Origin of the sequence: Cloacibacillus porcorum, assembly GCF_001701045.1 — a bacterium.
GTDB lineage: Bacteria > Synergistota > Synergistia > Synergistales > Synergistaceae > Cloacibacillus > Cloacibacillus porcorum.
Map to the genome: position 1 here is coordinate 2116675 of NZ_CP016757.1, position 26869 is coordinate 2143543.

The following is a 26869-nucleotide window of genomic DNA, read 5'->3' on the forward strand; positions in this document are numbered from 1 at the left end:
CGTAATTGCATAATAATGCGGCCGGAGCGCGTTTATACCGCGTTCCGGCCGCATATATGTTATGGCACGTAGTCCGATGTTACGTTTACAGGAACGAGCAGGCTGACGACGGAGCGCCGTATTTGATGCCGCTGATCTCGTCCAGCTTCTGGACGTTGTGCACCGCGTTGATGTAGCGCAGCGTGCCGCTCTTCGCGCGCATGACCAGCGAGGAGGTCTCGATTCCTTCACCGGAGTAGCGTACGCCTTTGAGCCAGTCTCCGTCGGTGACACCGGTCGCTGCGAAGAATACGTTTTCGCTTTTCACGAGGTCGTTGAGGGTAAGGACTTTATTGACGTCCATGCCCTTTTCTTTGCACTTCTCGCGCTCTTCGTCGTTGCGCGGCCAGAGTTTGCACTGCATGTTGCCGCCGACGCACTTGAAGGCGCAGGCGGTGATGACAGCCTCCGGCGAGCCGCCGACTCCCATGAGGAGGTCGATACCGGAGTTGGGCTTGCAGGTCGAAAGGGCGCCCGCGACGTCGCCGTCAGGGATGAGGCGGATACGCGCGTGGAGCGAGCGGATCTCTTTGATGAGTTCTTCGTGGCGCGGTCTGTCGAGGACGACGACGGTGACGTCTTCCACCGATTTTCTCAGCGCGCGCGCGACGGCCCTGATGTTGTCGGTCGGCGTGGCGTCGATGTTGATCGCGTGCGCCGCGTAGGGGCCGGTGGCAATTTTGTTCATGTAGAATATGTGCTGCGGATCGTAGAGGGTATCCCTCTCCGCGAAGGCCACGACGCTGACGGCGTTCGGCAGTCCGTTGGCGGTAAGGCGCGTGCCGTCGATCGGGTCTACAGCTATATCAACCTGAGGTTCGCTTCCGCAGCCCAGCTTTTCGCCGTTGAAAAGCATCGGCGCTTCGTCTTTCTCGCCTTCACCAATAACAACTACTCCGTCCATGTTGACGGTATTGAGAATAAACCGCATAGCGTTGACTGCAGCCCCGTCAACGCCGTTCTTATCCCCGCGTCCCATCCAGCGGCCTGCGGCCATAGCGGCGGCTTCCGTCGCTCTGACCATCTCAAGCGCTAGGTTTCTGTCTGGTGCAGACATATAAAACCCCTCCGTATTGTTATTTTGAGGCCTCAGCCACGCTTAGCTCAGGAAAGCGGCTGAATACCTCGTCTATGTGCTTTAGATAATACCCTAAATCAAACAAAGATTCCAGCTCGGAATCAGTCATTTTCGTTATTCTCGGGTCGGATTTGAGCAGTTCGAGCAGTGGGACCTTCTCGTTCCAGCAGCGCATGGCGTTGCTCTGCGCGATCGCGTAGGCCTCTTCACGGCTGACGCCCTCTCTTTCAACGAGGGTGATCAGCACGCGCCCCGAGAAAAGAAGACCCTTCGTGATGTCGATGTCTTCCATCATCTTGTCGGCGTTCACCACAAGGCCGCTCATTACTTTGATCATGATCTTCGTCATGTAATGGGCGAGGTGGAAGGCGTCAGGCCACATGACGCGCTCTACGGAGGAGTGGCTGATGTCGCGCTCGTGCCAGAGGGCTATATCTTCAAGCGCCGGCACGGCAAATCCGCGCAGCAGGCGCGACATGCCGCAGACTCTCTCGCATAGGATAGGGTTCTTTTTGTGCGGCATCGCGGAGGACCCCTTTTGTCCCTTTTTGAAGGGTTCGAGCGCCTCAAGCACCTCTGTGCGCTGGAGGTGGCGAACTTCGAGCGCGAGACGCTCAAGTGTGCCGCCGAAGATGGCGAGGTCTGTGACGATACGCGCGTGGCGGTCTCTTTGGATGACCTGCGTCGAAACGGGATCTATCCCGAGGCCGAGCAGCTCGCAGACACGCGCCTCTATCGCTGGCGGGCAGTTAGCGTATGTGCCGACGGCACCCGACAGTTTGCCGACCATCATCTCTTTTTTTGTCTGCGACAGGCGTTCGATGTCGCGCCCCAGCTCGGCGTAGTGGTTGAGCAGTTTAAGGCCAAAGGTGGTCGGCTCGGCGTGGATACCGTGTGTACGTCCGGGGCAAGGCGTAAATCTGTACTCAACGGCCTTTTCGCCAAGTATTTTATGGAGTTTTTTGAGCTCGCCGAGAACCACGTCCATGCTCTCGCCAAGCAGGAGGGAGGAGGCGGTATCGATGACGTCGCTGCTTGTCAGTCCGAGGTGAACGAAGCGGCCCGATTCGCCGATCGTCTCGGCGACGCTCGACACGAAGGCGATGACGTCGTGCTGAGTCACCTCTTCTATCTCGCGGATGCGCTCAACGTTAAAGCCGGCTTTTTCTTTGATGTTCTTGAAATCCCCGTCTGGCACTACCCCAGCCTCGTTCCAGGCCTGAGTCGCCGCAAGCTCAACGTCAAGCCAGCGGCCAAAGCGGTTCTCATCGGTCCATATCTTTTTTATCTCCGGTGTTTCGTAACGCGGTATCATAAAGATTGCCTCCCTTTATAAATTGCTTTTTATGTAAATTCGCGGCAGAGGCATCAAACGGCCTGCCTCTGCGATAAAATTGCCATAGTTTTAGTAATGTTCATTATCAAGTACATGGGGCGGCACGGTGCGGACCTCTCTTTTCCAGTCCTCTCGTACCAGCTCCAGCCAGCGGTCGTAAGCGCCGCTTTTGAAATCCGGGAAGGTGTAGAAAAAACTTTCCCAGCGCCCCTTACGCCGGCAGAGGGTCACCTCGCAGAAGATGCCGTCGCGCAGGTAGACGCGGTGGGCCTGCCCCTTCGTCGAAGCCAGCAAAAGCCTCGCCCCGTCGATCGTGCCAGGGTCGAGGTTCACGCGGCGGCTCTCGCCGGTCTCTTTCTCGATCCGACAGCTCGCGGTCTTCCAGTCCGGCAGCGCGGACATCGGCCAAAGCCCCGGATAGGAGAAGAATATCCTGTCCAGTTCGGGCGCGATATCCTCGTAGTAGTTGGTCCATACGAAGGGTATCCTTTCGCTGACGCGCTCCGGCCTGCCCCAGATTTTTTCCAGCAGCCCGCGCGCATGCTCATATACCGCCGTATCTCCCCGCGGAACGAGAAGGGCGACGATCTTTTTTACCAGCGGGTCGCGCGGGTGCCTTCCGTTATTCGTGCTCTCCGGCATCGAGCAGCGTCTCCACAAAGGTGCGCGGGTCAAAGAGCTGAAGGTCGTCTATCCCCTCGCCGAGCCCCACGTAGCGTATCGGCATTTTCAGCCTGTCGGCAATCGCGATGACGATGCCGCCTTTGGATGTATTGTCAAATTTCGTAAGCACAACGCCCGTGATCGGCATCGCCTTGCTGAATGTCTCGGCCTGCATAAAGCCGTTCTGACCCGTTACGGCGTCCAGTACGATAAGCACCTCGGATGGGCCTTCCGGTATTTCACGCTTGATGACGCGCGTGACCTTCGACAGCTCCTCCATAAGATTCGACTTCGTGTGCAGGCGTCCGGCGGTATCGGCGATGATCACGTCGTCGCCCGCAGCCTTAGCCGCCATTATCGAATCGTAGACGACGGCGGCGGGGTCGCTGTCCTGCGCCTGTGCGACGACGCGCACGCCCGCGCGTTCTCCCCAGGCTTTGAGCTGTTCGATCGCGGCGGCGCGGAAGGTGTCTGCGGCGGCCATTATCACATGCCGCCCCTGCGCCTTGAGCTGCGAAGCGAGTTTTCCGGAGGTGGTCGTCTTGCCGCTGCCGTTGACGCCGATCATGATCACCACGGAGGGCTTGCGAGAGAGGTCCAGCGGTTTTCCCATGCCGGGCACTGCCTCAAGGCGGGAGATCAGGAGCTCCGCGAAGGCGGCCTTCAATTCACGTTTGTTCGTTATCCGGCGGTCGACCATCACTTGCTTGAGGTCGGCTATCAGTGTCTCGATTGTGTCTATGCCGACGTCGCCGAGGATCAGGTTCTCTTCCAGTTCATCCCAGAAATCGTCGGTCACCGGATCGTCGGAAAAAAGGTTCGATACGCTCTGCGTCCATCTGTTGCCGGTGTTTTTAAGCTTCTCGGCAAAGCTCTTAAATATTCCCATCCTTACACCTCCGCCTTTGCGGCAGCCGCGTTGTCGCCGCCCTTTTTCGCGTTTGGACGGCGGCGGCGCTGGAAATGGCGCTTCGGCCGTTCTTCACCGCCCGGAGCCGCCTTCTCTTCCTTCGGCGGCCTGTTATCCGAGGCATTTTTCACCTTTTGTGGAGTTTCTTCACGAAGCCCATCCTGCCCCTCGCCGGCAGTCTGGTTTTCGTGTTTCGGGTGATGCTTTTTTCTCTTTTTATTTCCGCGCGGCCTCTGTTCCGCGTTTGTCTCGCCATCCTCTGAGCGCCGTTTACCGGCGTTTTCCTCCCGCTTCTGCTCAGCGGCAGCCCTTTCGTGGTGGCCGGCGCACTGCATACACTTCGGGAAGATATCCTGGATCTTAAGATCAGGCTCCTCGATCTCCTCTTCCGGCACCACCCATTCGCCGCCGGAGGTGACCACATCTTTGAACTCGGCGAATTTATCCTTCGGGATTTTGACCTCTCCCTTGCCGACGATGAAACAGCGCAGGCTCTTTGTCGGCAGGTCGATACCGGCGACGATCACATTGCCGTTCGGCGTTTTTATCTTCGTGCCGGGGTTCGGGAATCCCTCCCATGCCTCGTGATAGGCCTCGTGCTCGTAGCACATACAGCACATGAGCCTGCCGCAGATCCCCGATATTTTGGCGGGATTCAGCGCGAGGTTCTGCTCTTTCACCATTTTTATACAGATGGGGGCAAATTGATTCAGCCAGTAGCTGCAGCAGCAGGGCTGGCCGCAGGGGCCGACGCCGCGGATGATCTTCGCCTCATCGCGCACTCCTACCTGACGCAGCTCGATACGCGTCTTGAACTCGCGCGCGAGATCACGCACATAGGCGCGAAAATCGACACGCTGCTCGGATGAGAAGTAAAAGAAAAGTTTGCGCTTCGCGCGTAAGAACTCCACGTCTATCAGCTTCATCTCTAGGTTATGGGGCGTCAGCAGCTCCTTAGCCTCTTTGAGTATCCGGTCCTCCTCGGCGCGGTAACTCTCGGCCGTCTCGATATCATCGTCGGAGGCAAAGGCCATAAAGGTAAGGTCCGTCACCACCGGCTCTGAGTTCTTAGCCATGCCGTCGCCGTGTTCCGAGGCGTTGCGCAGCAGGCGGTAGGCCGCCTCCTGTTCGGCGTTGATCTCCCCCACCGCGACGGCAAGCTCTTCGCCGCGCACCGATTCCACGATGAGCGTGGAACCCTTTTTTATCTCTCCGTCATACTCGACAAGCCCCAAATAACGGGGCTTACCATAAATTGCCAAGTATTTGTTCATTGGGAACTTCCTCCTTGAATAGAGCAAAAACCAAATCCTGTATCACCGGCACGGAGAGTCTTCTCTGCTCCATGAGGCGTATCAGCGAATCCAGCTCCGATGCCTTTATATAATCGTTCTTATCCACAAAATTGCGCACCCAGCCCTGCATCTCCAAATAGAGTATCTCGGGGCTCGGCTTGCGGCCCGAATCCATCCACTTCGCCCATTCCATCATATCTGCGGGCATCGGGTGGGATTTTAAAATTTCTTCGGGCAGATCTATATGTATCGACCAGATACGGCTCTTGATCGTCGGAATAAGGCTGTCCTCCTCCGACATAAAGAGAATGTTGCCATGTTCGGGAGGCTCTTCGGTGATCTTCAGGAGGCTGTTCGAGGCCTCGACCGAAAGCTTGCCCGCCATCCAGACGACGGCGAGACGGCGCTGCGAAGAGAGCGGATGCAGTGCAAGCTCACCCTGCAGCCTGCGGCACTCGTCAATAGAGGGCGGAGCCGCCAACGTACCGGCATTTATCATATCGGGGTGCTTTCCGTCCTTCCAGAGGCTGTCATCCTTAAGCACCAGCCGTCCATACATTTCGGCGAAGGTCTCCTGCATGACATGAGGGATGGTAACCCCCACAGACTGAGGCGTCCGTCCGGAGGCCGCCGCGTTCGCCAGCTCACGCCAGCCCTGCGAGGACTCTATGAGGGCGACAGTCTCCTGGTTCACAGAGGGAGTCCCCTTTCAGCGAGGACGTCCTTCACCTGCGCAAAAATCTCCGCGGGGTTTCTGTCGCCGCATTCTATCACGGCCCAGCGCCGCGGCTCCATCTCCGCCAGCGAGCGATACCCTCTGTCAATCTTTTCCATGAAGGCAAGACCCTCACGTTCGAAAGAATCAGGTTTCCCGCGTTTTCCAACGCGGGAGAGCGCAAGCGCTGGCTTGATCTTAAAAAACAACGTAACGTCCGGCTCCGGCAGCGCCGCGAGCTTCGCCATATCACGCAGCGGCTCAAAGGGCATTCCCCTGCCCCACACCTGATAGGCGAGGGTGGAATCATGGTAACGTTCGCAAACAACATGGCGTCCCTCTGATATGGCGGGGCCGATCACCCTCGCGGCGTGCTCGGTGCGGTCGAGCATAAACAAAAATAGCTCGCTCCACGGATGGCGCAGGTCGCCGCTAAGCACGATATCGCGCAGCGTACCCCCGCCCTCCCAGCCGCCTGGCTCGCGCGTGAGGACGGCGCCGCCCTCTTTATTCAAAAGCTCGAAGAGCAGTCTTGCCTGCGTGGATTTGCCGCATCCATCGATGCCCTCGAAGGTAATAAACATCACATCCACCGCCTTTACAATAGATAATCATAACATAATTCATGATAAAATTATCAGAGACTACTACTAATTTTACGCCAATCGGAGGCATGACGAATGTATGAACTTATCCAGACCGGAGAAAAAAGCTGGTATATAAAAAATCCCGCGAACGTCGGCGTCTACGATCTCGGCGGCGGCGAGGTCTGCCTCATCGACGCCGGCAACGACAAAGAAGCCGGACGCAAGATACTCAAAAAGGTGACGGAGGCGGGATGGCGTGTCTCCTGTATCATCAACACCCATTCAAACGCCGACCACGTCGGCGGCAATCAGTTCATTCAAAGCCGCACCGGCTGCCGCGTGCTCTCCAGCGATATAGAAAACGCCATCGCGAGGCACCCGGAGCTTGAGAGCTCCCTTCTCTACGGCGGCTATCCCTACGCCGAGCTGCGCAATAAATTCCTGCTGGCCAAACCGACGGAGAGCACCGAGGAGATAGAATCGGCGCTGCCGCCGGGGCTTGAGATAATAAAGCTCCCGGGACACTACTTAGACATGATCGGGATCATGGCCGACGACGGGACCTGCTTCCTCGCCGACGCGATTTTCAGCGCCGATATCATTACAAAGTACCACATCATATTCATCTACGACGTGGCAAAAGTGCACTGCTAAACTAATCCTGTACATATAGGGGGTAAAAGTGAGACAAGATATAATTGTCTTTTATACATGACAATAATATCTTGTGGCACAAGAGCCATGTTTATATGCACAGGAGGCCTGTAATGCGATACACGAAAGAAGAGCGTCTTGAAATCGGACGAAAAGTTTATGAGGGGATAATGACACGTTACGAGGCTGCCGAAGCCTACGGCATCAGCGACGACACGGCTAGGGACTATATGCGGATGTATCGTGATTCCAACAGTCTGCCGCCCAAGTCTTCCGGAAACGGTTCGGACAGTTATGTTTACAAGCCTTCCGAAAGACAGCCTGACCTATCAGATTATGAGTCCATGACAAAAAAAGAACTCATTGTTGAGTTGATTAAAGCGAAAGTAGCGGAAGCAAGATTAAAAAAAGGCTACGAGGTGAAAGGAGATGGTCCGGTAAAGGAATATATCCTTTTAGACAGCTCGAATACCAAGTAATTCTGGAACTATCCGAGTATTTTCCTGTAGTCATCCTGTGCCGTGTGACGGGGATTCCCAGAAGCAGCTTCTATAACTGGAAACGCAGCCTGTTTGAACCGTCCAAAAGAGCGAGGGATTTTGCTAGAAGCGTAATGCTCTTTATGGAATATCATAAAAGATATCCGTCGCACGGATACAGATGGCTTAACGCGAAGATACGCCTTGACACCGGAATAGTCCATTCAGATCCGTACGCCTATAAATGTTGCAGGGCTGCCGGTATAAAGAGCAAGGCAAAACACTACCGTTATAAAAAACCAGGCAATCCGTACAGATTATTCCCCAACCTGCTTCTTGCAGGCCTGCCGGTATACTCACCGATGCAGTACATAGCGAGCGATATGACGGCATTCTGCTTCAAAGGTACGTACTATGAGCTGACACTGTATATGGACCTATGGAACAACGAAATAGTAAGCCATGCGTTGTCTTCAAGGCGCGGAGACAGAATGACATACATAGACGGGCTGGAAGGACTGATAATGAATAAAGATAAAAAAACGGAATGGCAGACGATACTGCACACAGACCAGGGCGCGGTATACGCCTCCAAGAAATACAACGACATCTTGGAACTGAACCATATAGCCCACTCCATGTCCAGAAGCGGAACTCCTACGGACAATGCGGCGATGGAAGCGATAAACGGCTGGCTGAAAGCGGAGCTGTTTACAGACTTTCATGTAACAGGCAAAGAAAACATAGAGCGGGAGATAGAGGAATACATAAAATTCTTCAATGAAGAGCGTCCGGCCTATGCTTTGGGATACATGACGCCGAAACAGTATAAGGAGGCGTATAGCGGAAACGGCAGTTTTAGGAGTAGGACGTAACGAGATACCCCCCTACTATACAGAGTTAAGCAAGTCAACTGTCCAGGTTTTGTTGACTAGTGCAAACCGTCTTGAAGAATTGGCCGGCAAAACCGGGCGCACTAAAACATGGTATGCCCGCAAGGCCATAGAAACATATCTTGACGACCTTGAAGACGCGGCCATTGCAGCATCCGCCTACGAAGAATATCTCCTTGACGGCGGAACTTCGTCACCTCTGGAAGATGTTAGGCGTCGCCTTGGGCTGGAGAATTGAGCTCTCACGGCGGGCTGAAAAAGAGCTCGCCGCAATTAACAAGCCAGACGCCCTGCGCATCGCCAGATATCTTGCGGAAGTAGAAAAGCTTCAAGACCCAAGACTCCGCGGCAGAGCGCTCTCTGCTAACCTTTCCGGTTTCTGGCGCTATCGCGTCGGCGACTGGCGTGTGCTGTGCCGTATTGAGGATGAGCGCCTTGTTATACTCGTAGTTCAGATGGGGCACAGATGCACCATTTATGGTTAATCGGTTTGCAGCCAATGTCAAATATGATATGGTAAAACTGTTTTAGCTGTAAGCGTCAAACCCCCCGTACCTATAAATAAAGCCCAAAAGCACGTAAACTCCCTTCATCAATCAGCACCGAAGGGAGCCGTTTTATGATCGAGAGCGGTAATAAAGATATATATATTGTCTGTGGCGCAACGGATATGCGTAAGGGTGTCGACGGTCTGGCTGCCATCGTAAATCTCAGGCTTGCCTGTGATTTCAGCGGTACGTCTATGTTTATCTTTTGTAATAAGAACCGTAACAGGGTGAAGATAATCGAGTGGGACGGCGACGGTTTCTGGCTGTATCAGAAGAGGCTTGAACGCGGTACTTTCCCGTGGCCTGCGGAGGGGAGTGTGAAGAGGATGGTTATCACTAAGGATGAATTTTCCTGTCTGTTTTCAGGCACTAAGCTGCGCCGCAGGCTCTGTATGGACGAGGTTTTTCCCGAGGTGACGGCGTAAGGTAATAGTCGAAAATAGCAAGATGTTAGTATTACTGTAATTAAGGCGTATTTTCCTGTATCATAATCTTATGGAAGAGCTTATACGTGAACTGGAAGCGTTGAAGAATAAATATGCGGAGCTTGAGGAAAAGAATTCCGGTCTTGAGCTTGAACGACAGAAGCTTGAGAAGAAGGTCGCTTATTATGAAGAGTGCCTGAGGCTGAGCCGTCACAGGCAGTATGCGAGTTCAAGCGAGAAGAGCGAATCGGATTCCCGCCAGCTTCTTCTTTTTGACGAGGCGGAAAATGAGTCGGGCGTCAAAAAGCCGGAGCCCACGGTTTGTGAGATAACATATACAAGAAGAAGCCGTAAAGGCGGATCAAAGTCAGAGGATGATTTTGATGGTCTCCCCACGGAGAGAGTGGAATACAATCTTTCGGAAGAAGAGCGGTCCTGTCCGGAATGCGGCGGTAAAATGCATCTTATAGGATATGATGAAAGACGCGAGATAGTGATCATCCCGGCCAGCGTAAAGATCGTGGTCCATGCCCAGGGAATATATGGCTGCCGCCGATGCGAGAGAGAAAACACGCATGTTCCGATAAAAAAGGCGGATGTTCCTGCTCCAGTGATAAAGGGAAGTACCGCCTCCGCGTCGTCTATAGCACACATCATGACGCAGAAATACATGCAGGGAGTGCCGTTATACCGCCAGGAGCTCTCGTTCATGAAAGAGGGAATAAAACTTAGCAGGCAGACGATGGCGAACTGGCTTCTGCGTGCGGGGAAAGAGTGGCTGTACCCGCTATACAATGAAATGCGCCGTAAACTTCTGGAAGAAGAGATACTCCATGCGGATGAAACAGAGATACAGGTACTGCGTGAACCCGGAAGGGCTTCACGTACCAAATCCTACATGTGGCTGTACCGTACCGGAAAATACTCCGCTTACCCCGTCGTCTTATTTCAATACCAGGAGACCCGTTCAAGCTCACACCCCATAAAATTCCTCAACGGCTTCAGAGGCTGTCTGCACACAGACGGCTATGCGGGATATGGCAGACTCGGTGCAGAAATTCGCCGCTGTGGCTGCTGGGCCCATGTGAGAAGAAAATTTCACGAAGGGATACAGGCAGTCCCACAAGAAGAACAACCAACCTGCGCCTCACAGAAAGGACTTGAATACTGCGACAGACTCTTCGCTCTTGAACGTGACTATGCAAAACTGACGCCGGAAGAGCGCCGTGTCAAAAGACTTGAACAAAGCAAGGCGGTAACGGACGCCTTCTTCGCGTGGGCCTCGAATACCCCTGCCCTCCCCAAATCGGCCCTCGGAAGGGCTCTGCACTATGCCCTTGAACAAAGACCGTTACTTGAGACCTTCTACCTTGACGGCAGATTGGAAATCTCCAACAACATGGCGGAACGAAGCATAAAACCATTCGTCATAGGCAGAAAAAACTGGCTCTTTTCCTGCTCCCCCAAAGGAGCGGAAACCAGCGCGGTAATCTACTCAATAATAGAGACGGCAAAAGAGAACCACCTCAAACCATACGAATACCTCAAATACATCCTTGAAAGCATGCCCAACACGGCACCGGAGCGATACCATACCATCCTGCCCTGGAGCAAAGAGCTTCCATGTCACTGCAAATTGAAAGAGCAGAATGATTCAACGGCTGGCGACAACGACGAATCCTGTGAACATGCCTCTGATGCTGGAGTCAACGACTCTGCTGAATGATAATACAATAGATCTGATTATTGGCGTAGGTACGGTATATTTGACGCTTACGTTTAGCTAATATCCTTTCGCAGATAGTCGTCTCTATATTGTTGTATTGGCAGAAAAAACGGCGTCCTTTGGCAATTTATATTAATAGTGGAGACCATGTTTTACTCCCCTTATTCGCGGTACTGGTACGATGACCGTACCGCAGTTTTTCAAACATGCTCATGGTACGGTCTATGGTACGGTATTTTTCTGGATTGTGTCAATATCATCTGGATTATATCGGACTATCGAAAGACAAAATCTCTTGATATCACTGATTTTTTAGTATGATTTGGATTTGTTTGGAACTGTCTGTTTTGTTAAATGGCGGAGGCGTGTGGGAATCGAACCCACCTGGACGGGCGTTACCCACCCACACCGGATTTGAAGTCCGGGCCCAGCACCAGCTGAAACGCACCTCCGAATCAACGCGGTAAAGTCTAGCAGAAAGTCGGCCTCGCCGCAATCATTATTTGCACAAAAGATGTATGTTCCGCCGTTTTTTTACACATGTTATACTTAAAAAAATGATTTTCAGGAGGAAAAAAGATGGCGGCCAGTATTCTGAATAATGTCATCGGGCCGGTGATGCCCGGTTCTTCTAGCTCGCATACCGCAGGACCATATCATATCGCGAAGCTCTTCCGCGGCTTTGCGGGCGCTTTACCCAAAAGGGCCGTCTTTACGTTCGCCCCCGGGAGTTCCATCGCCGAGTGTTACCGGGATCAGGGCTCGGACTTGGCGCTCGTTATGGGCATTCTCGGGCTGCCGCTGACGGACGTTCGCTTCAAAGATGCGCTGTCTATCTTTCCATCCTTCGGCATTGAGATAGAATTTGTGATAGAGAACTTTGTGGGAGCACGCCACCCAAACAGCATAAAGATAGAGGCGGATATGGGCGGCGGCTCCCTCAGCGCCGTCGCCGACTCCACAGGCGGAGGAGCCTTTATCCTCCACTCTCTGAACGGCTGTCACGTGGATATAGCCGGCGACGCCTATTATTTATTCGCCGAATCGGAGCAGCCTCTGCCTGACGGTCTGTTCGGCGAATGCGGCAAAGTCACTAAACAAGGCAACTGCCTGCTGCTCGCCTCTCCCTACGAGATACCTTGTGAGCTTGTCGACAGACTGCGCGCCGCTCCGGGGGTAATCGCCGTCAGGAGCGCGGAACCGGTCTTTTATCCCATTCGCGGCGAAGCGCTCTACAAAGACGGACGTGGGATGATCGAATACGCGCGGGCACATTCGCTTTCACTCGGCGAGGCCGCGCTTGAGTACGAATCGGCGCTGCTTGATATGCCAAAAGAGGAGCTTAATCAGGAGATGGAGCGGCGTCTTGCGGTGATGGAGCGGGCCGTTGAGCTGGGACTCTCTAAGGATTCACCGCCGATGTCGCTGCTTTCGCCGACCGCGGGGAAGATAATGGCGGCGGAGGCTGCGGGAAGGCTCGCGCTTGGCGGCATCCATACACGGGCGGCTGCACGCGCGATGGCGGCGATGCAGGTAAACAGCGGACAGGGTATCGTCTGCGCCGCGCCGACCGGCGGCTCGGCTGGCGTCCTGCCTGGCGTCGTCGTAACTATGCTCAAGGATCTGAATATTGCGCGCGCCGATGTGGTGCGCGCGATGTGGGCCGCTGGTGCGGCGGGCTGGGTGCTCGGCGAACATGGCACCTTCGCCGCGGAGGTCTGCGGCTGTCAGGTGGAGATTGGCGCGGCGGGCGCGATGGGCGCGGCGGCGGTCGTGGAAATGGCGGGAGGTTCGGCGGCACAGTGCTGCGACGCGGCGGCGGTGATGTTCCAGAACGCGATGGGGCTGGTCTGCGACCTCGTACAGGCGACAGTGGAGATACCCTGCCACACGAGAAACGCCTCTTTCGCCTCACAGGCCTATATCTGTGCGGATCTGGTGCTCGGGGGTTACCGCAATCCGGTGGGCATCGACGGCACGGTAGAGGCCGTATGCGCCACCGGCAGGATGATGCCCTGCGAGCTGCGCTGTACTTCGCTCGGCGGCATGGCGGTGACAGAAGAGGCTTTGGCGATGAAGAAGAGAAGATGAGTATCAGGGCAAACACATCGATAGCTGGCATACGCTGGCCTCTAAGCCTGTGCACAGCGGCTTGTCCTGTTTTATACCCCGCACAAAACAAAAATAAGATTCCAAGCCGCTAGATGCCGGGTCAAGCCCGGCATGACAAGACAAACATAAACCGTAATTTATTTAGCTTCTGACTTTACTGACGCGTCTACCCTGAGATGAATATTGGGATATTTGACGTTTCTGATACTTAATAACTCCGCACACAAAAAGCGGCGCGATGAAGGCCTTACTTGCCTGCCTCTCGCGTCGCTTTTTCTTACAAAATTTTATCTTTAAAATACGTAATCCAGTATCAGCTCGCGCCGTTCGGCCTTTTCGGAGACGCTCCAGCAGTCCGTAAGGTATTTCATCGCCTCGGCGAGTTTGGTATCGTCGTTGTAGAGCAGCTCTATCACCGTATCGCCGACGGAGACGGCGTCGCCTACCTTTTTCATGAGATGTACCGACACGGCATGGTCTATCTTGTCGTCAAGCTTCATACGGCCGCCGCCGAGCGCGCGCAGCGCCTCGCCTACGGAGAGCGCGTCCAGTTTCGCGAGGTATCCTCTCTTGGAACTCTTGATCAGGAAGCTCTTCCGCGCCCGCGGCAGTATTTCAAGCGGGTGCCGGACGACTTCGGGGGCGCCGCCCTGCGCAGTGATTATCTCGGCGAATTTTTTCAGCGCCGAACCGTCGTCGAGTGCGCGTTCGGCAATTTTCACCCCCTCCTGCGCGTCTTTTACGACGGAGGCGACGGCGAGCATCAGTCCACAGAGCGTCACGCAGAGTTTCCTCGTATCGGCGGGGCCGCGTCCGCTCAGGACCTCCACCGCCTCAAAGACCTCAGATGCGTTGCCCACCCATTCGCCAAGCGGCTGTTCCATGTCGGTTATCGCGACGACGGCGCCTTTGCCAAGTTTTTTCGACACCTTGACAAGGTTTTCCGCAAGCGCCGCGGCGGCCTCACGGTCTTTCATAAAGGCTCCGCTGCCGCATTTCACGTCAAAGACGTAGCCGAAGGCGCCGCCCGCAAGTTTTTTGCTGACGATGCTCGCGGTGATGAGCTCCGTGGAGGGGACGGTCCCCGTCACGTCGCGCAGCTTGTAGAAGCGTCCCTCCGCGGGGGCCAGCTGCTTTGAGTGGCCGGAGATGGCGCAGCCTATGCGGCGCACCTGCGCGAGGAATTCATCCGGCTCAAGGTGCATCCGCATCCCCGGAATGGATTCCAGCTTATCGACCGTACCGCCCGTAAAACCAAGGCCGGGGCCGGAGAGTTTGGAGACGGAGGCGCCGCAGGCCGCGGCGAGCGGCAGAAGGACCAAAGTAGTCTTATCCCCGACGCCGCCGGTGCTGTGTTTGTCGACGATATGAAGGTCGGCCGGAAATGAATAGCTCTCCCCAGACTTCGCGAGGGCCTCGGTAAAGTACATCGTCTCGTCGCTGTCCAGCCCGTTAAGGAAGGCCGCCATCAGCCAGGCGGACAGCTGGTAGTCCGGCGCTTCGCCGGCCATCAGCTTGGCGATCAGCTCGTTGAATTCGTCTCTGCCGTGGCGGCCTTTGTCACGCTTTTTCTCGATAAACTCGATCATATTGAACATCATAGACGCACCTCCTCGATGAATGCCTCTATCAGCCGCGCCACAGACTCACCTGCCTTGGACATCGTCTCCAGGACCTCCTGGTGGGTCAGCTTTTCGGAGGTAATCCCCGCGGCGTAGTTAGCGGCGCAGGAGATGCCAAGCACGCGGATGCCCATGTGGTTCGCGGCGATCACCTCGGGCACGGTGGACATTCCCACGATGTCGGTGCCGAAGGTCCGCGCCATGCGTATCTCGGCCGGCGTTTCAAAGGAGGGACCGCTGAAGGCGATATAGACTCCGCGCCGCAGCGCGATCCCCTCCTTCGCGGCGGCGTGCTCCAATACGCGCAGGAATTCTTTGTCATAGGCCGCCGTCATGTCGGGGAAACGCGTGCCCCAGTCGTCGTTGTTCACGCCGATGAGCGGATTGGTCCCCATGTAGTTGATATGGTCCTCGATGGCGACGATGGAACCTGGTACGATATCGGTGTTTACCGCGCCGGAGGCGTTAGTTACGACGAGAGCCTTTATCCCCAGCTGTCCGAGGACGCGCACAGGGAAGGTGACCTCCGCCATCGTATAACCCTCGTAGTAATGGACGCGTCCCTGCATTGCCGCTACGGGCTTACCGCGCAGATATCCGAGCAGGAGTTTGCCCTCGTGTCCGGGAGCCGTGGAACGCGGCCAGTAGGGTATCTCTTCGTAGGGGATGATCTCCGGACGCTCCAGCTGTTCGGCTATGCGTCCAAGTCCCGAGCCCAACACGATCGCCGTCTGCGGCCGTATGGCGCTTCTTCTCTCAATATACCGCAGCGCTTCGTCTACCTTGTCCCAGTGATACATATGTCACTCCTCCTCACATCAGGCTGATTATAATAATTTAATATTCCCGGCGGCGCTCAAGCTCTTGGATGGAAACGGTCATAGTAATCTCTCAGCTCCGTATCCATGTGCGTATATTTTTCCGTCGTCATGATCGAGCTGTGCCCCAGTATCTCCTGCAGCGTGCGCTGATCCATGCCGTTGCGCAGCAGGTGCGTCGCGAAGGTGTGGCGCAGCACGTGCGGATGAAGCCGAGCGGCGGGGATATTCGCCATCAGCCCGCGCTTCCGCATGATCACCCACAGCGTCTCGCGGTGCAGCTGCCTCCCGTTTCTTGAGAGGAAGAGCCACTCCGCCCCGTGTTTGTCGAGCTTCGGGCGGTACTCGGCGATATATTCCTCGATGACGCGGCGGACCGCCCCAATATAGGGAATCGTCCGCTCTTTGTCGCCCTTGCCGCGCGCGTATAGTATGCCGTTCGCGGCGTCAAGGTCGCGCAGCCTCACATGGCAGAGCTCGGAGGCCCTCATGCCCGCTCCGTAGGCGAGCTCGATAAAGGCCCGGTCGCGTTTGCCGACCGGCGTGCCGTCTTCGCAGGCGTTGATTATCCGCTGCACCTCGCCCTCGGTCATCACCTGCGGCAGGACCTTCGTCCTCGCCGGCAGCGGTGCGAGGCGCGGCAGGTTGTCGCTTACACCGTCGTACTGCAAAAAACGCGCGAAGGAGCGGAGCATCGCCCCCAGGCGCTGTACGGAGGACTTTTTTCGTCCCTCTCCCTGCTGTGCAAGCAGAAAACGCGAGATGGCGTCGGCCTGCATGTCAAGCGGGTCGTGTCCGCTGGCCTCACAGTGCGCGAGCCATATCTGCATATCGGAGTTGTAGGCGCGCTGCGTATTCTCGCTGCAGCCGCGCTCAAGCCGGAGGTAGTCGGTGAAGCGCTCGAGCGTCCTGCCAAGTTCACCTCCGGCGGGGCGTTTCATTTTTGCGGCCTCCTGGCCATGTACCAGTAGAAAGCCATCAGCGTCTTGCCGTCTTTTATCTTCTTTTCGGCGATCATCTTTTCCAGCTCTTCCGGGGCAAAGGCAAATACCTTGATATATTCGTCTTCGTCCTCGGGGAGTTTGGAGGAGACCAGTTCGTCTGCGTAGTAAACGATAATCTTTTCGGTACAGAAGCCGGGAGAGCTGTAAAATTCCGCGATCTCCTCTATATGGCCCGGCCGGTAACCAATCTCTTCCTGCAGCTCGCGCACCGCGGTCTCGCGCGGGTCCTCCCCCTCTTCTACAAGCCCCGCGGGGATCTCGTAGATATCCTCGTCTATCGCGTGGCGGTATTGCCGGACAAGAATTATCTCTCCCCGCTCGTTGACGGGGAGGATCGCCACCGCCGACTTATGGAGCACAACCTCGCGCACCTTTTCGGAGCCGGAGGGAAATTTCACGGTATCCACGCGGAGGTCGATGATACGTCCCTTATATTTGCAGTCCGAACGCACGATATTACGCAGCTGACTTTTTGAATCGCTCAAGACAAACACCTCTTATCCTATCTCTTCACCGTTTTCTATGCGGGCCCCGCGCGCCCAATCCTCGGCGCGCTGCGGCCTTTTGCCCTCCGGCTGCACCTCGACGAGTTTAAGCGCCCCCTCGCGGCAGACGACGACGGGCGCGCCATCGACGATCTCACAGCGGCAGACCGCGCAGTCCGCCGAGGGCAGAGGCTCTGCCGCGTGTACGCGGAGCCGCTTGCCGTGAACCATGCAATAGACTCCCGGGGAGCATCCGATGCCCCTGATCTTATTGATTATCTCTTCGGCGCTTTCCGCGCGCCAGTCAATCTTTCCTTCGGACTTATCTATCTTTGGAGCCGTCGTCACATTTTCTTCTTTTTGGGGCGTAAAGCGCCACTCTGCGGGCGCTACGCCGCAAAGATAATGAAGCAGCGTCTCGGAGCCAAGCACAGCGGCCTTTTCCATCAGCGCCGCGGCGTCGTCCTCCGGTTCTATCACAAGCTCCGGCTGCGCCAATACGGGGCCGGAGTCCATGCCGGCGTCAAGCCGGAAGATGGAGACCGCCGTCTTTGTACGTCCATCCATCAGCGCGCGCTGGATAGGGGCCGAGCCGCGGTATTCCGGCAGCTTCGAGGGGTGGATGTTGAGGCAGCCTAAGGAGGCCATAGAGAGCACCGGCTCTTTTATCATCTGGCCGAAGTCTATCACCAGTATCACATCGGGGCTGTTTTGCCGCAGCCATTCGAGGCGCTCCGCGTCGGCGGACAGCCTAGCCGTCGTATATACTGGCAGATCCAGCGACTGCGCAAGCTCCCATACCGGCGTATTCTGCAGTTTAAGGCCACGCCCCGCCGTCCGCGGAGCGTTCGTCAGCACCCACATGGGGCGGAGACGGCGCGATATTATCTCCAGGCAGCGCGCGGCGAAGCGGCCTGAGCCCATGAAGCCAACCGTCAGCTGGTCCATTATTTTTCCGCCGCCCGTTTCGCGATTTTTTTCTTGAGGAACTGACGCTTGAGGGGTGATACCCGGTCGATAAGCAGCCGCCCGTTGAGGTGGTCGATCTCATGAGAAAAGACGCAGGCGCAGAAGCCGTCAAGCTCCCGCCTCTGGGAGACGCCGTTCTCGTCCTGATAGACGACGGTCAGCTTTTCCGGTGAGGCGACCTTTTCGTAGATGCCCGGAAAGCTGAGACAGCCCTCTTCGTTAATAACGGAACCCTCCGCCTCAACGACCTCGGGATTCACCAGCACAAATTTATCGCCGTGGTAGTCTATGACGACGATCCTCTTCGCGACTCCCACCTGGGGCGCGGCAAGGCCGATGCCGTCGTTCGCGTACATGGTGTCAAACATGTCGCCGACGAGAGTTTTAAGCTCTTCGTCAAACTCCGTCACACTCGCCGTCTCTTCGCGGAGCACGGGGTCTGGATAAACACATATAGTTCTAAGGGCCATAATTGACCTCCTGTCATATGTTTTCATATTTATCCTATTGTAACGTAAAAAGAGGCCCCGCTCAAGGTGAGCGGGGCCTCCATATCTCTTGTGAGGATCGTCGGGCTATTCGCCGTCTTCCATTTCGCGCTGTTTGAGAAGATCTCCGATTGAGAAATTCATCTCTTCCTGCGGGAGCTGGCTGTTGGCGCTCTCCTGTCTCCGGCGGTCTCCGCCCTCTGAACGGCGGCGGCGCGGACGGTCCTCGCTGCGCTTCGCGGGAGCTCCGCCCATCGCGGGCTGATCGTGAGATTCCTCACGCGGCGCGCGCCTTACGGGCTCTTCGTTCGCGGGACGCAGGCTGAGGCGGATACGGCGCTCGACGGGGTTAACTTCGAGAACGCGGGCGGTGACTTCCTGTCCCTCTGAAAGGACTTCCTTGGGATTCTCCACTCTCTGCGTCGAGAGCTGTGAGATGTGGATGAGTCCCTCGATACCCTCTTCGAGTTCGACAAAGGCGCCGAAGTCAGCGATGCGGACGACCTTTACAGGTACTTCGGCATCCTTCTGATACTTCTCGGCGGCATCCTTCCAGGGATCGTTAAGCTGCTTGTAGCCCAGGCTGATGCGCTTGCGCTCGGTGTCAGTCTCAATGATCGAAACTTCGACCTTCTGTCCCTTCTTGAGGACTTCTTTCGGGTGCTTGATGCGTGTCCAGCTGAGGTCTCCGATGTGGATGAGTCCCTCTACGCCGGGCTCTATTTCTACAAATGCGCCGAATTCTGTCAGGTTGGTGACGGTACCCTCGGTAACCTTGCCGGGAGTCCAGCGCTCGGCCGCCGTCGTCCAGGGATCGTCAAGCGTCTGGCGGATCGAGAGGGAGATTCTGTTGTTCTCCTTGTCGATGCCTATGACCTTTACCTTGACGTGGTCGCCCTTAGCGACGATCTCTTTGGCCTTCGCGCTGCGCTGCCATGAAAGTTCGCTGATGTGGACAAGCCCTTCCATCGCACCGAGGTTGACGAAAACACCGAAAGACGTGATGCTGCTGACATCGCCCTCAAGCACATCGCCTTCATGTACCTGCTCATAGAAGGCCTGGCGAATGCCTGTGAGTTCCTCTTCGATGAGGCTGCGGCGGGAGAATACGAGGCGGCGCTTTCTGCGGTCCTTCTCGATGAGCTTCACAGAGAATTCCTGGTCGAGGAGTTTTCCGGGATTCACTCCGTGGCCCTCCTGCGTCAGGTGTGAAATAGGGATAAATCCTTCGATGCCGCAGCAGCTCACGATGAGGCCGCCCTTCACCTTACGGATTCCCTTTACTGTGATAGTCTCGTTATTCTCTGCCTCTTCTTCGAGCTTGTTCCAGCGCTCGTCAAATTCGCAGCGCCAGCGTGAGAGTCCAAGCTGGGCGTCTTCGCCCTGCCCGATATTTGTGATCTGCACTCTGACCTTGGCGCCGTTCTCGGGCTCGGGAGTCTCTTCTACGAGAACTCTGTGAGTCCATTCTTTGCGCGGAAGAAAGCCTTCGCATTTGTAGCCTACATCTACGAGCCAGCCGTCCTCACGTGAATCGACGACGGTTCCCTCCACGACCTTGCCGCGGTGGAAGTCGCCCATCACATCGTACTGCTGCATCATTTCTTCCATTGTTTCTTCTTTTTCCTGTGTTTCCATTACGTCTTCTGTACGAAGCTCGTCAACCATTCCCAACATCCTCCTGCTTACATCATCTTTAATTTTTGGATCAGTTCTTTTATCAGCCAGTCGGGGGTGCTGCCTCCCGCGGCTATTCCGATTATGTCCTTATTTTCCAACCAGCCCCTTTCCAGTTCTCCTGCATGTTCTATCCACAAGGTCGGCACCCCTGAACAGGAGCCGATCTCTGCTAACTTTCTCGTGTTGGCGCTGTTTCTGCCGCCTAACACTATCATGCCGTCCGCCTCTTCCGCAAGCCGGCAGACAGACTGCTGGCGCGCGAGAGTCGCGCGGCATATCGTATTATATACCTTTATCTCGGGAGAGACAGAGACAAATCCGCTCACCAGCGCGGAAAAATTTTCCACACGCTGCGTCGTCTGGCTCAGTATCCCGCAGCGCTTGCCGTACAGCTCGTACGGTATCGCCTCCGCGGAGGCCAGCACATGCACCTCTCCTGAAACATAGCCCATAATACCCTTGACCTCCGGATGGGAGGCGTCTCCTAATATTATCACGATATAGCCATCTTGGGAAAGGGTCTTTGCTCTTTCCTGCGCCGTTTTTACAAAAGGGCATGTTCCGTCGACCATTTTCGCGCTTCTTTCGCGCAGCAATTCAAAGACCTCCGGCGTCACCCCGTGGGCCCGCACGAAAGATACCGCGCCCTCAGGCACCTCTTCGGGAGAATCGACGACGATAAGCCCCAGCTTTTCAAGCCGTTCCGTCTCCTGCGGATTGTGTATCGGGCTGCCCAGCGCGTAGACCTGATGAGTCTTTTTCAGTTCGTTCTCTAGCGTCGTGATCGCGCGCTTGACTCCGAAGCAGAGCCCCGTCGGATCGGCGGTGATTATCTTCATGCGCCGCCCTCCAGGTGCGCGAGACAGCGTGGCACGACGTTCCGCAGCGCCTCCTCCTTCGAGACCTCGTCGAAGTCATACCACAGCGCGGGCTCAAAGTGCTTGAACCAGGTCATCTGACGGCGCGAGAAGGCCTTGGTCGAACGGATGTCGCCCTCTATCGCCTCCAGGAAGGTGCATTCGCCGCCGATGTAGCGCACCAGTTCACGGTAGCCGAAGCCCTGCAGCGCCGGAAGCGAGGGAGAATAGCCGTTGTCGAGCAGCCACTTGACCTCCTCGGGATATCCGCTCGCGAACTGCTCTTTGACGCGGCGTTCGATATTTCGGTAAAGATTGGCGCGAAGCCTCGTGAGGCCGATATATAATATTTCATAGGGGGATTCCATCTTATTCTGCCGCCGATACCACCAGCTCGCGTTCTTGCCTGTGATGCGGAATATCTCAAGGGCGCGCATCGTGCGCACTGGGTCGTTTTGGTGTATCTTCGCCCCCGCCTCTGGATCTATCTCCAGCAGCTCCTGATGCAGCGCGGGAAGCCCGCGCCCAGTTATCTCCTCTTCCAGCTGAGACCTGATATTTTCATCCTTCGGCAGATCTTCGGAGAGCATGCCGGTGAGCGCGCGGTAGTAGAATGGCGTGCCGCCGATCAGCAGCGGTACGCGGCCGCGGGCCATGATGCGGTTCACGGCGTCCTCCGCATCCTCCGCAAAGTCGGCGGCGGAATATACCTGATCGGGATCGACGACGTCGATGAGATGATGTATCACCTCGCGCCGTATCTCGCGGGAGACCTTGTCAGTGCCGACGTCAAGATAGCGGTAGACCTGGCGCGAGTCGACCGAGATTACCTCAGCGTTGAGCTTCGCGGCGAGAGACAGGCTGAACTCCGTCTTGCCGACCGCCGTGGGGCCGATTATCGCGATAACGGGGATCTTTTTATCCGTCATCTCTCGAACCAGTCCCGCAGTTTTTTATTTTCGATCAGAAAGACAGTCGGCCTTCCGTGCGGGCAGGTATAGGGCGTGTCGCAGCGTTCGAGACGACGCAGTAAATCAAGGGCCTCCTCCGTCTCAAAGCGCCGTCCAAGCTTTACCGCGTCGCGGCAGGCGAGGCGCGCCATGCGCCACCACACCTCGCGGTCCCGCTTTACGGGGTCGTTCTCAGTCTCCATTCCGCGCAGCGCCGAACGGAGCATATCTATCGGCGAAAGGTGCCCCTTGCCCTTGATCGCGGGCACCGCCGTCACCCTGCCGCCCTCCGTACGGAAGCCGAGCGCCGCGAGCTCTTTTTCATAGAGCGCCGCCTCGGCGGCCACCGCCTGCGGTATCTCCATCGGCAGCGTCAGCCACTGGGTCGCGATATTGTCCTTGAAGGATTCGCATATCTCCTCAAACAGTATGCGTTCGTGCGCCGCGTGTGGGTCCATCACCGCCAGCGCGTCGGGAAAGTCGAAGATCAAAAAACCCTCCGCGCTCTGCCCCACATAGTTTTTATCAAATAAAAATTCCTCTTCCGCACGCGGCGGCTCCTCCGCCGGCGTGAAGATATTCTCCGTGGCGGCCCCGGCGCTCAGCGGGCTCGCGGCGCGCCACGGCCCCTTCTTCTGGAATGTCCAGCCGTTCGGGCTGTACGCCGCGGGCGCGGCGGGAAGCGCCTCCGCTTCGAAGGCCGTCCGCGGCGGCGTCATGAAATCATCAGGAGCACTCGGCGGCAGGGGCGGCGCGGCAATCGAATGCCGCTGTGCGAATATCGCCTTAGCGTTGTCATAGACGATCTTAAAGGCCTCTCCGCTGCGGCGGAAGCGCACCTCCTCCTTCGTCGGATGGATGTTGACGTCGACATCCTGCGGCGGCAGGTCGAGAAGGACGAGCCATTCGCCGTAGGCCGCGGCGTCCGCCGTGGAAAGCGCGGCGCGTATCGCGGCATCCTGCACCCGCCGTCCATTGACGAAGAGCATGATCACCACGCGGCGGGAATCGGGGATCGGATTCCACCAGAGGCGCGCCGAGAGGCTGCCGCTCTGCGATTCGGAATGGTATATCTTCGTCTGGCGGCCCCAGCGGCGCAGCAGCGTATCCTCCACGCAGGCCGCGCCCGTGTATTCGAGAATTTTTTTACTCTCTTCATAAAGGCGGAAAGTCACCTCGGGATGTATCAGCGCGTAGTCGTTGACGATCTGGACGATGCGGCGCAGCTCCGCGGATGAGGTCTTAAGGAATTTACGGCGCGCGGGAAGATTAAAGAACAGATCGTCTATCTGTATCCGCGTCCCCGGCTTTGCGGGAGTCTCCGTGTGGAGGGTGATCTCGCCGGCCTCACAGCGTATCAGGCCGCCAGCTTCAGCCTCGGCAGCCTTGCTGCGTATCTCCATACGCGAGACGGCGGCGATGCTTGCGAGCGCCTCGCCGCGGTAGCCGAGCGTCGATATCCTCTCAAGGTCCTCTATATCCGTTATCTTGCTGGTGGCGTAGCGCTCAAGCGCGAGCGGCAGCTCCGCGCAGGGAATGCCGCAGCCGTCGTCCTCAATAACAAAGGAGCTCTTGCCGCCCTGCTCCGTCTGTATTGAGATCGTGCGCGCGCCCGCGTCGAGCGAATTTTCGATGAGCTCCTTCGCGACCGAGGAGGGGCGCTCTATCACCTCTCCGGCGGCTATCCGTGTGGAAATATCGGGGGCCAATCTCTTTATCATTTGAATCCAAGTACCTTTCTGCTCTCTTCGCGCAGGCGGCAGACGAGTTCCAGCGCCGCCATCGGCGTCATGTTGTTCGGGTCGCAGGCGGCAAGCTCCTCAAGGACCGCCTCCTGGCGCACGTCGAAGAGCGTCAGCTGGTTCTGCTGGGAGCTCTTCACCTCCTCGTTCTTCTCCGCGCCGCGCTCCTCAAATGTAGCCAGCAGCTCCTCGGAGCGGCGCAGCACGGCGGCGGGAACGCCCGCGAGACGCGCCACCTCGATGCCGTAGGAGCGGTCGGAGGGGGCCTCGACGATCTTATGGAGGAAGACCACGCCGCGGTCGCTCTCCTCCACCCCCATACTGAGGTTCACTATCCCCGGCAGAAGCTCCGCGAGCTGGGTCAGTTCGTGGTAATGCGTCGCGAAAAAGACGCGCGGGCGGGCGTGCTCCTGCCCCTGTAAAAACTCAACCACCGACCAGGCGATGCTGAGGCCGTCGTAGGTCGAAGTCCCGCGCCCCACCTCGTCGAGGATTATCAGGCTGCGGTCCGTGGCGTGGCGCAGGATATTGGCGGTCTCCACCATCTCCACCATGAAGGTGCTCTGCCCGCGCGCCAGTTCGTCGCGCGCGCCGATACGCGTGAATACGCGGTCGATGAGCCCGATCTTCGCGCTCTCCGCGGGAATGAAGGAGCCCATGTGCGCCATCACCGCGATCAGAGCCGCCATCCGCAGATAGGTGGACTTACCGGCCATATTGGGCCCCGTGATGATGGCGATACGGCGTCCGTTTTCGTCGCTGAAATTGAAGTCGTTCGGAGTGAAGGGGTTTTTGCCGAGCGTCACCTCGACGACGGGATGGCGCGCGTTTTTGACGACAAAATCCTTGCTCATATCCATTTGCGGACGGCAGTACCCCTGCTCGGCGGCGACGGCGCCAAGCGACAGCAGCGTGTCGAGCTCGGCGATAAAGTTCGCCGTGCGCTGTATCGCCGCCGCCTGCGCCAGCACCGCCTCCACTAGACCGGCGTATATCCGCTCCTCGATCGCCAGCATTTCGCTCTCGGCGCTGAACATTTCGCGTTCAAAGGCCTTGAGCTCGTCTGTGATAAAGCGTTCGGCGTTCACAAGCGTCTGCTTGCGTATATAGTTCATGGGCGCGCGTCCGGCATTGCCCTTAGGAATTTCTATGTAATATCCGAATACCTTGTTGACACCGGCCTTCAGATTCTTTATTCCGCTCCTGGCCCGCTCGGCCTCCTCAAAGGCGGCGAGCCACGACGAGGAATTCTCCGCTTTGCTGCGCCATGAATCAAGTTCCGCGTCAAAGCCGCCCTTAATGACGCCGCCGTCGCGCAGGAAGCGCGGCACGGAATCGGCGACCGCCGCCATCAGCAGCGCCGCGAGCTCCGTGGTGTCGCAGTCCGGAATAAGCGTGGCGAGCGCCTCGTCTTCAGCGGCTAACGCTCTTATCTCCGGCACGAAGTTCAGCGTCTCTTTGATGACCAGCATATCGGAGGGCGAGCCCATGTTGAGGGTGATGCGCGAGAGGGACTTGCCCATGTCGCGGCAGCCCGCCAGCAGCTCGCCGAGACGGGCGCGCAGCCGCGGATCACCCGCAAGCCGTTCCACTATATCCTGCCGCGCCTCTATCGCCGCGATATCCTGCAGCGGCGAGGTGATCCAGTTTTTAAGCATCCGTTTGCCCATCGGCGTACGGCAGCGGTTGAGCACCCAGAATAACGAGGTCGTACTTTGATCGATAAGTTCCAGGTTCGCCTGGGTGTTCTGATCGAGGATCAGGTTTTCACGCGGCAGTATCGGCGTAACGGCGGTTATGTGCGAGGCCTTCGAGAATTGAGTCTCCTCAAGATATTTGACGGCGGTGGCCGCCGCGCCTGCCGCCGCGTCGCGGTCGTCCAGCCCCATCGCGGACAGCGAAGATATATTCCACTTGCGGCAGAGCCAGGAGGAGGCCTGCGGCGGCGAAAAATCCCCCTTGTCGCGCTCCACCGTGTTGCAGGAGGTCAAAGATGGACAGCTTTTACGGAACTGTTCAAGCTGGCCGCGCCGCAGAAGCACCTCGTTGGGGGCGAAGGCGGAGAGTATCGACACGCCGCCCTCCAGCGCGAAGGTCCCGGCGCGCAGCGCTCCGCTCGCGGAATCAAGCAGCGCGACGGAAAGGTTTTTACCTTCAAACAGGCAGGCCGCGATCTTCCCGTCGCCGTCTGAGTTCTCCGGCAGCCAGGTCCCCGGCGTAACGATGCGGGTGACGCTGCGCTCGACAAGCGTACGCCCGTCCGGCTCGGTGATCTGTTCGCAGATCGCCACGCGGTAGCCGGCGGCGACAAGCCTTCCGAGATATGAATCGACGGAATGGAATGGAACTCCCGCCATCGGTATTTGGTTTTCGGAGTCTTTAGAGCGTGAGGTAAGGGTGATGTCAAGCACGGCGGAAGCGGTCTTGGCATCTTCAAAAAACATCTCATAAAAATCTCCCATGCGGAAAAAGAGAAGGCAGTCCGGGTACTTATCCTTCCAGTGCACATATTGCTCAAGCATGGGGGTCATCCTTATTCCGACTGGCAGTTCCAAAATTTCTTTTATTCCTTCCTTCCAGTATAAAACAAAAATATTAAAGCCGCAGGACGCCGCGTAATGATACTGCGGCAAGCAACATAATAAAGAGATTTATCTTTTAATACAATGGCCGGCGTATCTCCGCCGGTTTACATATCAGCCGCTGAACAAAACGGGCCGGAATTAGGCGAGGACGTATTTCAATAAGTTGGAGCCTCTCTCCGCCATGTTCCGCGGCGCAAATGATACGGACG

General features: G+C 56.8%; 26 protein-coding genes and 1 tRNA gene. 8 read left to right on the plus strand and 19 right to left on the minus strand.

What is annotated here, in order from left to right; genetic code table 11:
* Positions 1-85 precede the first annotated feature (85 nt).
* The 7 genes from glpX to tmk form a co-directional block, all read right to left on the minus strand.
* Positions 86-1096 carry a class II fructose-bisphosphatase gene (glpX, locus tag BED41_RS09510; RefSeq protein WP_066745292.1) on the minus strand — a complete coding sequence of 337 codons (1011 nt, stop codon included), beginning with the start codon at positions 1094-1096 and terminating at the stop codon, positions 86-88.
* A gap of 19 nt (positions 1097-1115) precedes the next feature.
* Complete coding sequence (purB, locus tag BED41_RS09515; RefSeq protein ID WP_066745295.1) at positions 1116-2432, minus strand: adenylosuccinate lyase; 1317 nt, start codon at positions 2430-2432, stop codon at positions 1116-1118.
* Between the two features lie 90 nt (positions 2433-2522).
* The gene (locus tag BED41_RS09520; protein ID WP_066745298.1) at positions 2523-3095 is read right to left on the minus strand and encodes a DUF4416 family protein; all 573 of its coding nucleotides are present in this window, start codon (positions 3093-3095) and stop codon (positions 2523-2525) included.
* Complete coding sequence (gene ftsY / locus BED41_RS09525; protein WP_066745301.1) at positions 3076-4005, minus strand: signal recognition particle-docking protein FtsY; 930 nt, start codon at positions 4003-4005, stop codon at positions 3076-3078. Before ftsY ends, BED41_RS09520 begins: the two co-directional genes overlap by 20 nt.
* 2 nt (positions 4006-4007) lie before the next feature.
* Entirely contained in the window at positions 4008-5300 is a 1293-nt protein-coding gene (locus tag BED41_RS09530; protein WP_066745304.1) for a PSP1 domain-containing protein, read from the minus strand.
* Positions 5272-6015, minus strand: a complete 744-nt coding sequence (locus tag BED41_RS09535) for a DNA polymerase III delta subunit-related protein (RefSeq protein WP_066745307.1) — start codon at positions 6013-6015, stop codon at positions 5272-5274. The genes BED41_RS09530 and BED41_RS09535 overlap by 29 nt, the downstream gene beginning before the upstream one ends.
* Positions 6012-6620, minus strand: coding sequence for a dTMP kinase (gene tmk / locus BED41_RS09540; protein WP_066745310.1), 609 nt, complete (start codon positions 6618-6620; stop codon positions 6012-6014). Before tmk ends, BED41_RS09535 begins: the two co-directional genes overlap by 4 nt.
* Before the next feature lie 96 nt (positions 6621-6716).
* Between tmk and BED41_RS09545 the strand changes: the two genes are divergently transcribed.
* From BED41_RS09545 to tnpC, 7 genes are all read left to right on the plus strand, one after another.
* Positions 6717-7277 (plus strand): MBL fold metallo-hydrolase, encoded by a 561-nt coding sequence (locus BED41_RS09545; protein ID WP_229712281.1) that lies wholly within the window; start codon positions 6717-6719, stop codon positions 7275-7277.
* 113 nt (positions 7278-7390) lie between these two features.
* The gene (locus BED41_RS09550) at positions 7391-7756 is read left to right on the plus strand and encodes a helix-turn-helix domain-containing protein (RefSeq protein WP_066742226.1); all 366 of its coding nucleotides are present in this window, start codon (positions 7391-7393) and stop codon (positions 7754-7756) included.
* A 35-nt stretch (positions 7757-7791) separates the two neighbouring features.
* Positions 7792-8631 (plus strand): IS3 family transposase, encoded by an 840-nt coding sequence (locus tag BED41_RS09555; protein WP_229712420.1) that lies wholly within the window; start codon positions 7792-7794, stop codon positions 8629-8631.
* Positions 8632-8710: 79 nt separating this feature from the next.
* Positions 8711-8887 (plus strand): type II toxin-antitoxin system RelB family antitoxin, encoded by a 177-nt coding sequence (gene relB / locus BED41_RS17020; RefSeq protein ID WP_437177032.1) that lies wholly within the window; start codon positions 8711-8713, stop codon positions 8885-8887.
* Positions 8826-9134, plus strand: coding sequence for a type II toxin-antitoxin system RelE family toxin (locus BED41_RS09560; protein WP_229712282.1), 309 nt, complete (start codon positions 8826-8828; stop codon positions 9132-9134). Before relB ends, BED41_RS09560 begins: the two co-directional genes overlap by 62 nt.
* Before the next feature lie 134 nt (positions 9135-9268).
* Positions 9269-9622 (plus strand): IS66 family insertion sequence element accessory protein TnpB, encoded by a 354-nt coding sequence (gene tnpB, locus BED41_RS09565; protein ID WP_066745313.1) that lies wholly within the window; start codon positions 9269-9271, stop codon positions 9620-9622.
* 91 nt (positions 9623-9713) lie between these two features.
* Positions 9714-11348, plus strand: a complete 1635-nt coding sequence (tnpC, locus tag BED41_RS09570; RefSeq protein ID WP_437177033.1) for an IS66 family transposase — start codon at positions 9714-9716, stop codon at positions 11346-11348.
* 355 nt (positions 11349-11703) lie between these two features.
* Here the strand turns inward: tnpC and BED41_RS09575 are convergent.
* Positions 11704-11800, minus strand: a tRNA-Sec gene (locus tag BED41_RS09575).
* Positions 11801-11927: 127 nt separating this feature from the next.
* On the opposite strand from BED41_RS09575, the gene BED41_RS09580 reads away from it, so the two are divergent.
* A complete protein-coding gene (locus BED41_RS09580; RefSeq protein ID WP_066745319.1) occupies positions 11928-13439 on the plus strand; it encodes an L-serine ammonia-lyase, iron-sulfur-dependent, subunit alpha in 1512 nt (503 codons plus the stop codon).
* Positions 13440-13753: 314 nt separating this feature from the next.
* Here the strand turns inward: BED41_RS09580 and BED41_RS09585 are convergent, their stop codons facing one another.
* The 11 genes from BED41_RS09585 to mutS all read right to left on the minus strand — a co-directional run bounded on the left by BED41_RS09585 (position 13754) and on the right by mutS (position 26597).
* Complete coding sequence (locus BED41_RS09585; RefSeq protein WP_229712283.1) at positions 13754-15061, minus strand: thymidine phosphorylase; 1308 nt, start codon at positions 15059-15061, stop codon at positions 13754-13756.
* On the minus strand, positions 15058-15882 hold the full coding sequence (locus tag BED41_RS09590) for a purine-nucleoside phosphorylase (protein WP_066745322.1): 825 nt from the start codon (positions 15880-15882) through the stop codon (positions 15058-15060). The genes BED41_RS09585 and BED41_RS09590 overlap by 4 nt, the downstream gene beginning before the upstream one ends.
* A 56-nt stretch (positions 15883-15938) precedes the next feature.
* On the minus strand, positions 15939-16841 hold the full coding sequence (locus BED41_RS09595; RefSeq protein WP_066745325.1) for a tyrosine-type recombinase/integrase: 903 nt from the start codon (positions 16839-16841) through the stop codon (positions 15939-15941).
* A complete protein-coding gene (locus tag BED41_RS09600) occupies positions 16838-17389 on the minus strand; it encodes an NUDIX hydrolase (protein WP_084002380.1) in 552 nt (183 codons plus the stop codon). The genes BED41_RS09595 and BED41_RS09600 overlap by 4 nt, the downstream gene beginning before the upstream one ends.
* 12 nt (positions 17390-17401) lie before the next feature.
* Positions 17402-18337, minus strand: coding sequence for a methionyl-tRNA formyltransferase (gene fmt / locus BED41_RS09605; protein ID WP_084002381.1), 936 nt, complete (start codon positions 18335-18337; stop codon positions 17402-17404).
* Complete coding sequence (gene def / locus BED41_RS09610) at positions 18337-18828, minus strand: peptide deformylase (RefSeq protein WP_066745328.1); 492 nt, start codon at positions 18826-18828, stop codon at positions 18337-18339. Before def ends, fmt begins: the two co-directional genes overlap by 1 nt.
* Before the next feature lie 105 nt (positions 18829-18933).
* Positions 18934-20514: a S1 RNA-binding domain-containing protein gene (locus BED41_RS09615; protein ID WP_066745331.1), complete on the minus strand. Its 1581-nt coding sequence runs from the start codon at positions 20512-20514 to the stop codon at positions 18934-18936.
* A 17-nt stretch (positions 20515-20531) separates the two neighbouring features.
* Positions 20532-21365 (minus strand): 4-hydroxy-3-methylbut-2-enyl diphosphate reductase, encoded by an 834-nt coding sequence (gene ispH, locus BED41_RS09620; RefSeq protein WP_066745333.1) that lies wholly within the window; start codon positions 21363-21365, stop codon positions 20532-20534.
* Positions 21362-22312 (minus strand): tRNA (adenosine(37)-N6)-dimethylallyltransferase MiaA, encoded by a 951-nt coding sequence (gene miaA / locus BED41_RS09625; RefSeq protein ID WP_066745335.1) that lies wholly within the window; start codon positions 22310-22312, stop codon positions 21362-21364. The genes ispH and miaA overlap by 4 nt, the downstream gene beginning before the upstream one ends.
* A complete protein-coding gene (mutL, locus tag BED41_RS09630; RefSeq protein ID WP_066745337.1) occupies positions 22309-24054 on the minus strand; it encodes a DNA mismatch repair endonuclease MutL in 1746 nt (581 codons plus the stop codon). Before mutL ends, miaA begins: the two co-directional genes overlap by 4 nt.
* Complete coding sequence (gene mutS, locus BED41_RS09635) at positions 24051-26597, minus strand: DNA mismatch repair protein MutS (RefSeq protein WP_229712285.1); 2547 nt, start codon at positions 26595-26597, stop codon at positions 24051-24053. Before mutS ends, mutL begins: the two co-directional genes overlap by 4 nt.
* Between the last annotated feature and the right edge of the window lie 272 nt (positions 26598-26869).

Bases quoted from the DNA above. Each gene is read 5' to 3' on its own strand.
- BED41_RS09595 (WP_066745325.1), bottom strand. From the start codon at position 16,841: ATGAAACGCCCCGCCGGAGGTGAACTTGGCAGGACGCTCGAGCGCTTC.
- miaA (WP_066745335.1), bottom strand. From the start codon at position 22,312: ATGACGGATAAAAAGATCCCCGTTATCGCGATAATCGGCCCCACGGCG.
- BED41_RS09580 (WP_066745319.1), top strand. From the start codon at position 11,928: ATGGCGGCCAGTATTCTGAATAATGTCATCGGGCCGGTGATGCCCGGT.
- BED41_RS09545 (WP_229712281.1), top strand. From the start codon at position 6,717: ATGTATGAACTTATCCAGACCGGAGAAAAAAGCTGGTATATAAAAAAT.
- mutL (WP_066745337.1), bottom strand. From the start codon at position 24,054: ATGATAAAGAGATTGGCCCCCGATATTTCCACACGGATAGCCGCCGGA.
- tmk (WP_066745310.1), bottom strand. From the start codon at position 6,620: ATGTTTATTACCTTCGAGGGCATCGATGGATGCGGCAAATCCACGCAG.
- BED41_RS09615 (WP_066745331.1), bottom strand. From the start codon at position 20,514: ATGGTTGACGAGCTTCGTACAGAAGACGTAATGGAAACACAGGAAAAA.
- BED41_RS09585 (WP_229712283.1), bottom strand. From the start codon at position 15,061: ATGATGTTCAATATGATCGAGTTTATCGAGAAAAAGCGTGACAAAGGC.
- purB (WP_066745295.1), bottom strand. From the start codon at position 2,432: ATGATACCGCGTTACGAAACACCGGAGATAAAAAAGATATGGACCGAT.
- tnpB (WP_066745313.1), top strand. From the start codon at position 9,269: ATGATCGAGAGCGGTAATAAAGATATATATATTGTCTGTGGCGCAACG.
- def (WP_066745328.1), bottom strand. From the start codon at position 18,828: ATGGCCCTTAGAACTATATGTGTTTATCCAGACCCCGTGCTCCGCGAA.
- BED41_RS09530 (WP_066745304.1), bottom strand. From the start codon at position 5,300: ATGAACAAATACTTGGCAATTTATGGTAAGCCCCGTTATTTGGGGCTT.
- ispH (WP_066745333.1), bottom strand. From the start codon at position 21,365: ATGAAGATAATCACCGCCGATCCGACGGGGCTCTGCTTCGGAGTCAAG.
- ftsY (WP_066745301.1), bottom strand. From the start codon at position 4,005: ATGGGAATATTTAAGAGCTTTGCCGAGAAGCTTAAAAACACCGGCAAC.
- glpX (WP_066745292.1), bottom strand. From the start codon at position 1,096: ATGTCTGCACCAGACAGAAACCTAGCGCTTGAGATGGTCAGAGCGACG.
- mutS (WP_229712285.1), bottom strand. From the start codon at position 26,597: ATGCTTGAGCAATATGTGCACTGGAAGGATAAGTACCCGGACTGCCTT.
- fmt (WP_084002381.1), bottom strand. From the start codon at position 18,337: ATGGACCAGCTGACGGTTGGCTTCATGGGCTCAGGCCGCTTCGCCGCG.
- BED41_RS09520 (WP_066745298.1), bottom strand. From the start codon at position 3,095: ATGCCGGAGAGCACGAATAACGGAAGGCACCCGCGCGACCCGCTGGTA.
- BED41_RS09590 (WP_066745322.1), bottom strand. From the start codon at position 15,882: ATGTATCACTGGGACAAGGTAGACGAAGCGCTGCGGTATATTGAGAGA.
- BED41_RS09550 (WP_066742226.1), top strand. From the start codon at position 7,391: ATGCGATACACGAAAGAAGAGCGTCTTGAAATCGGACGAAAAGTTTAT.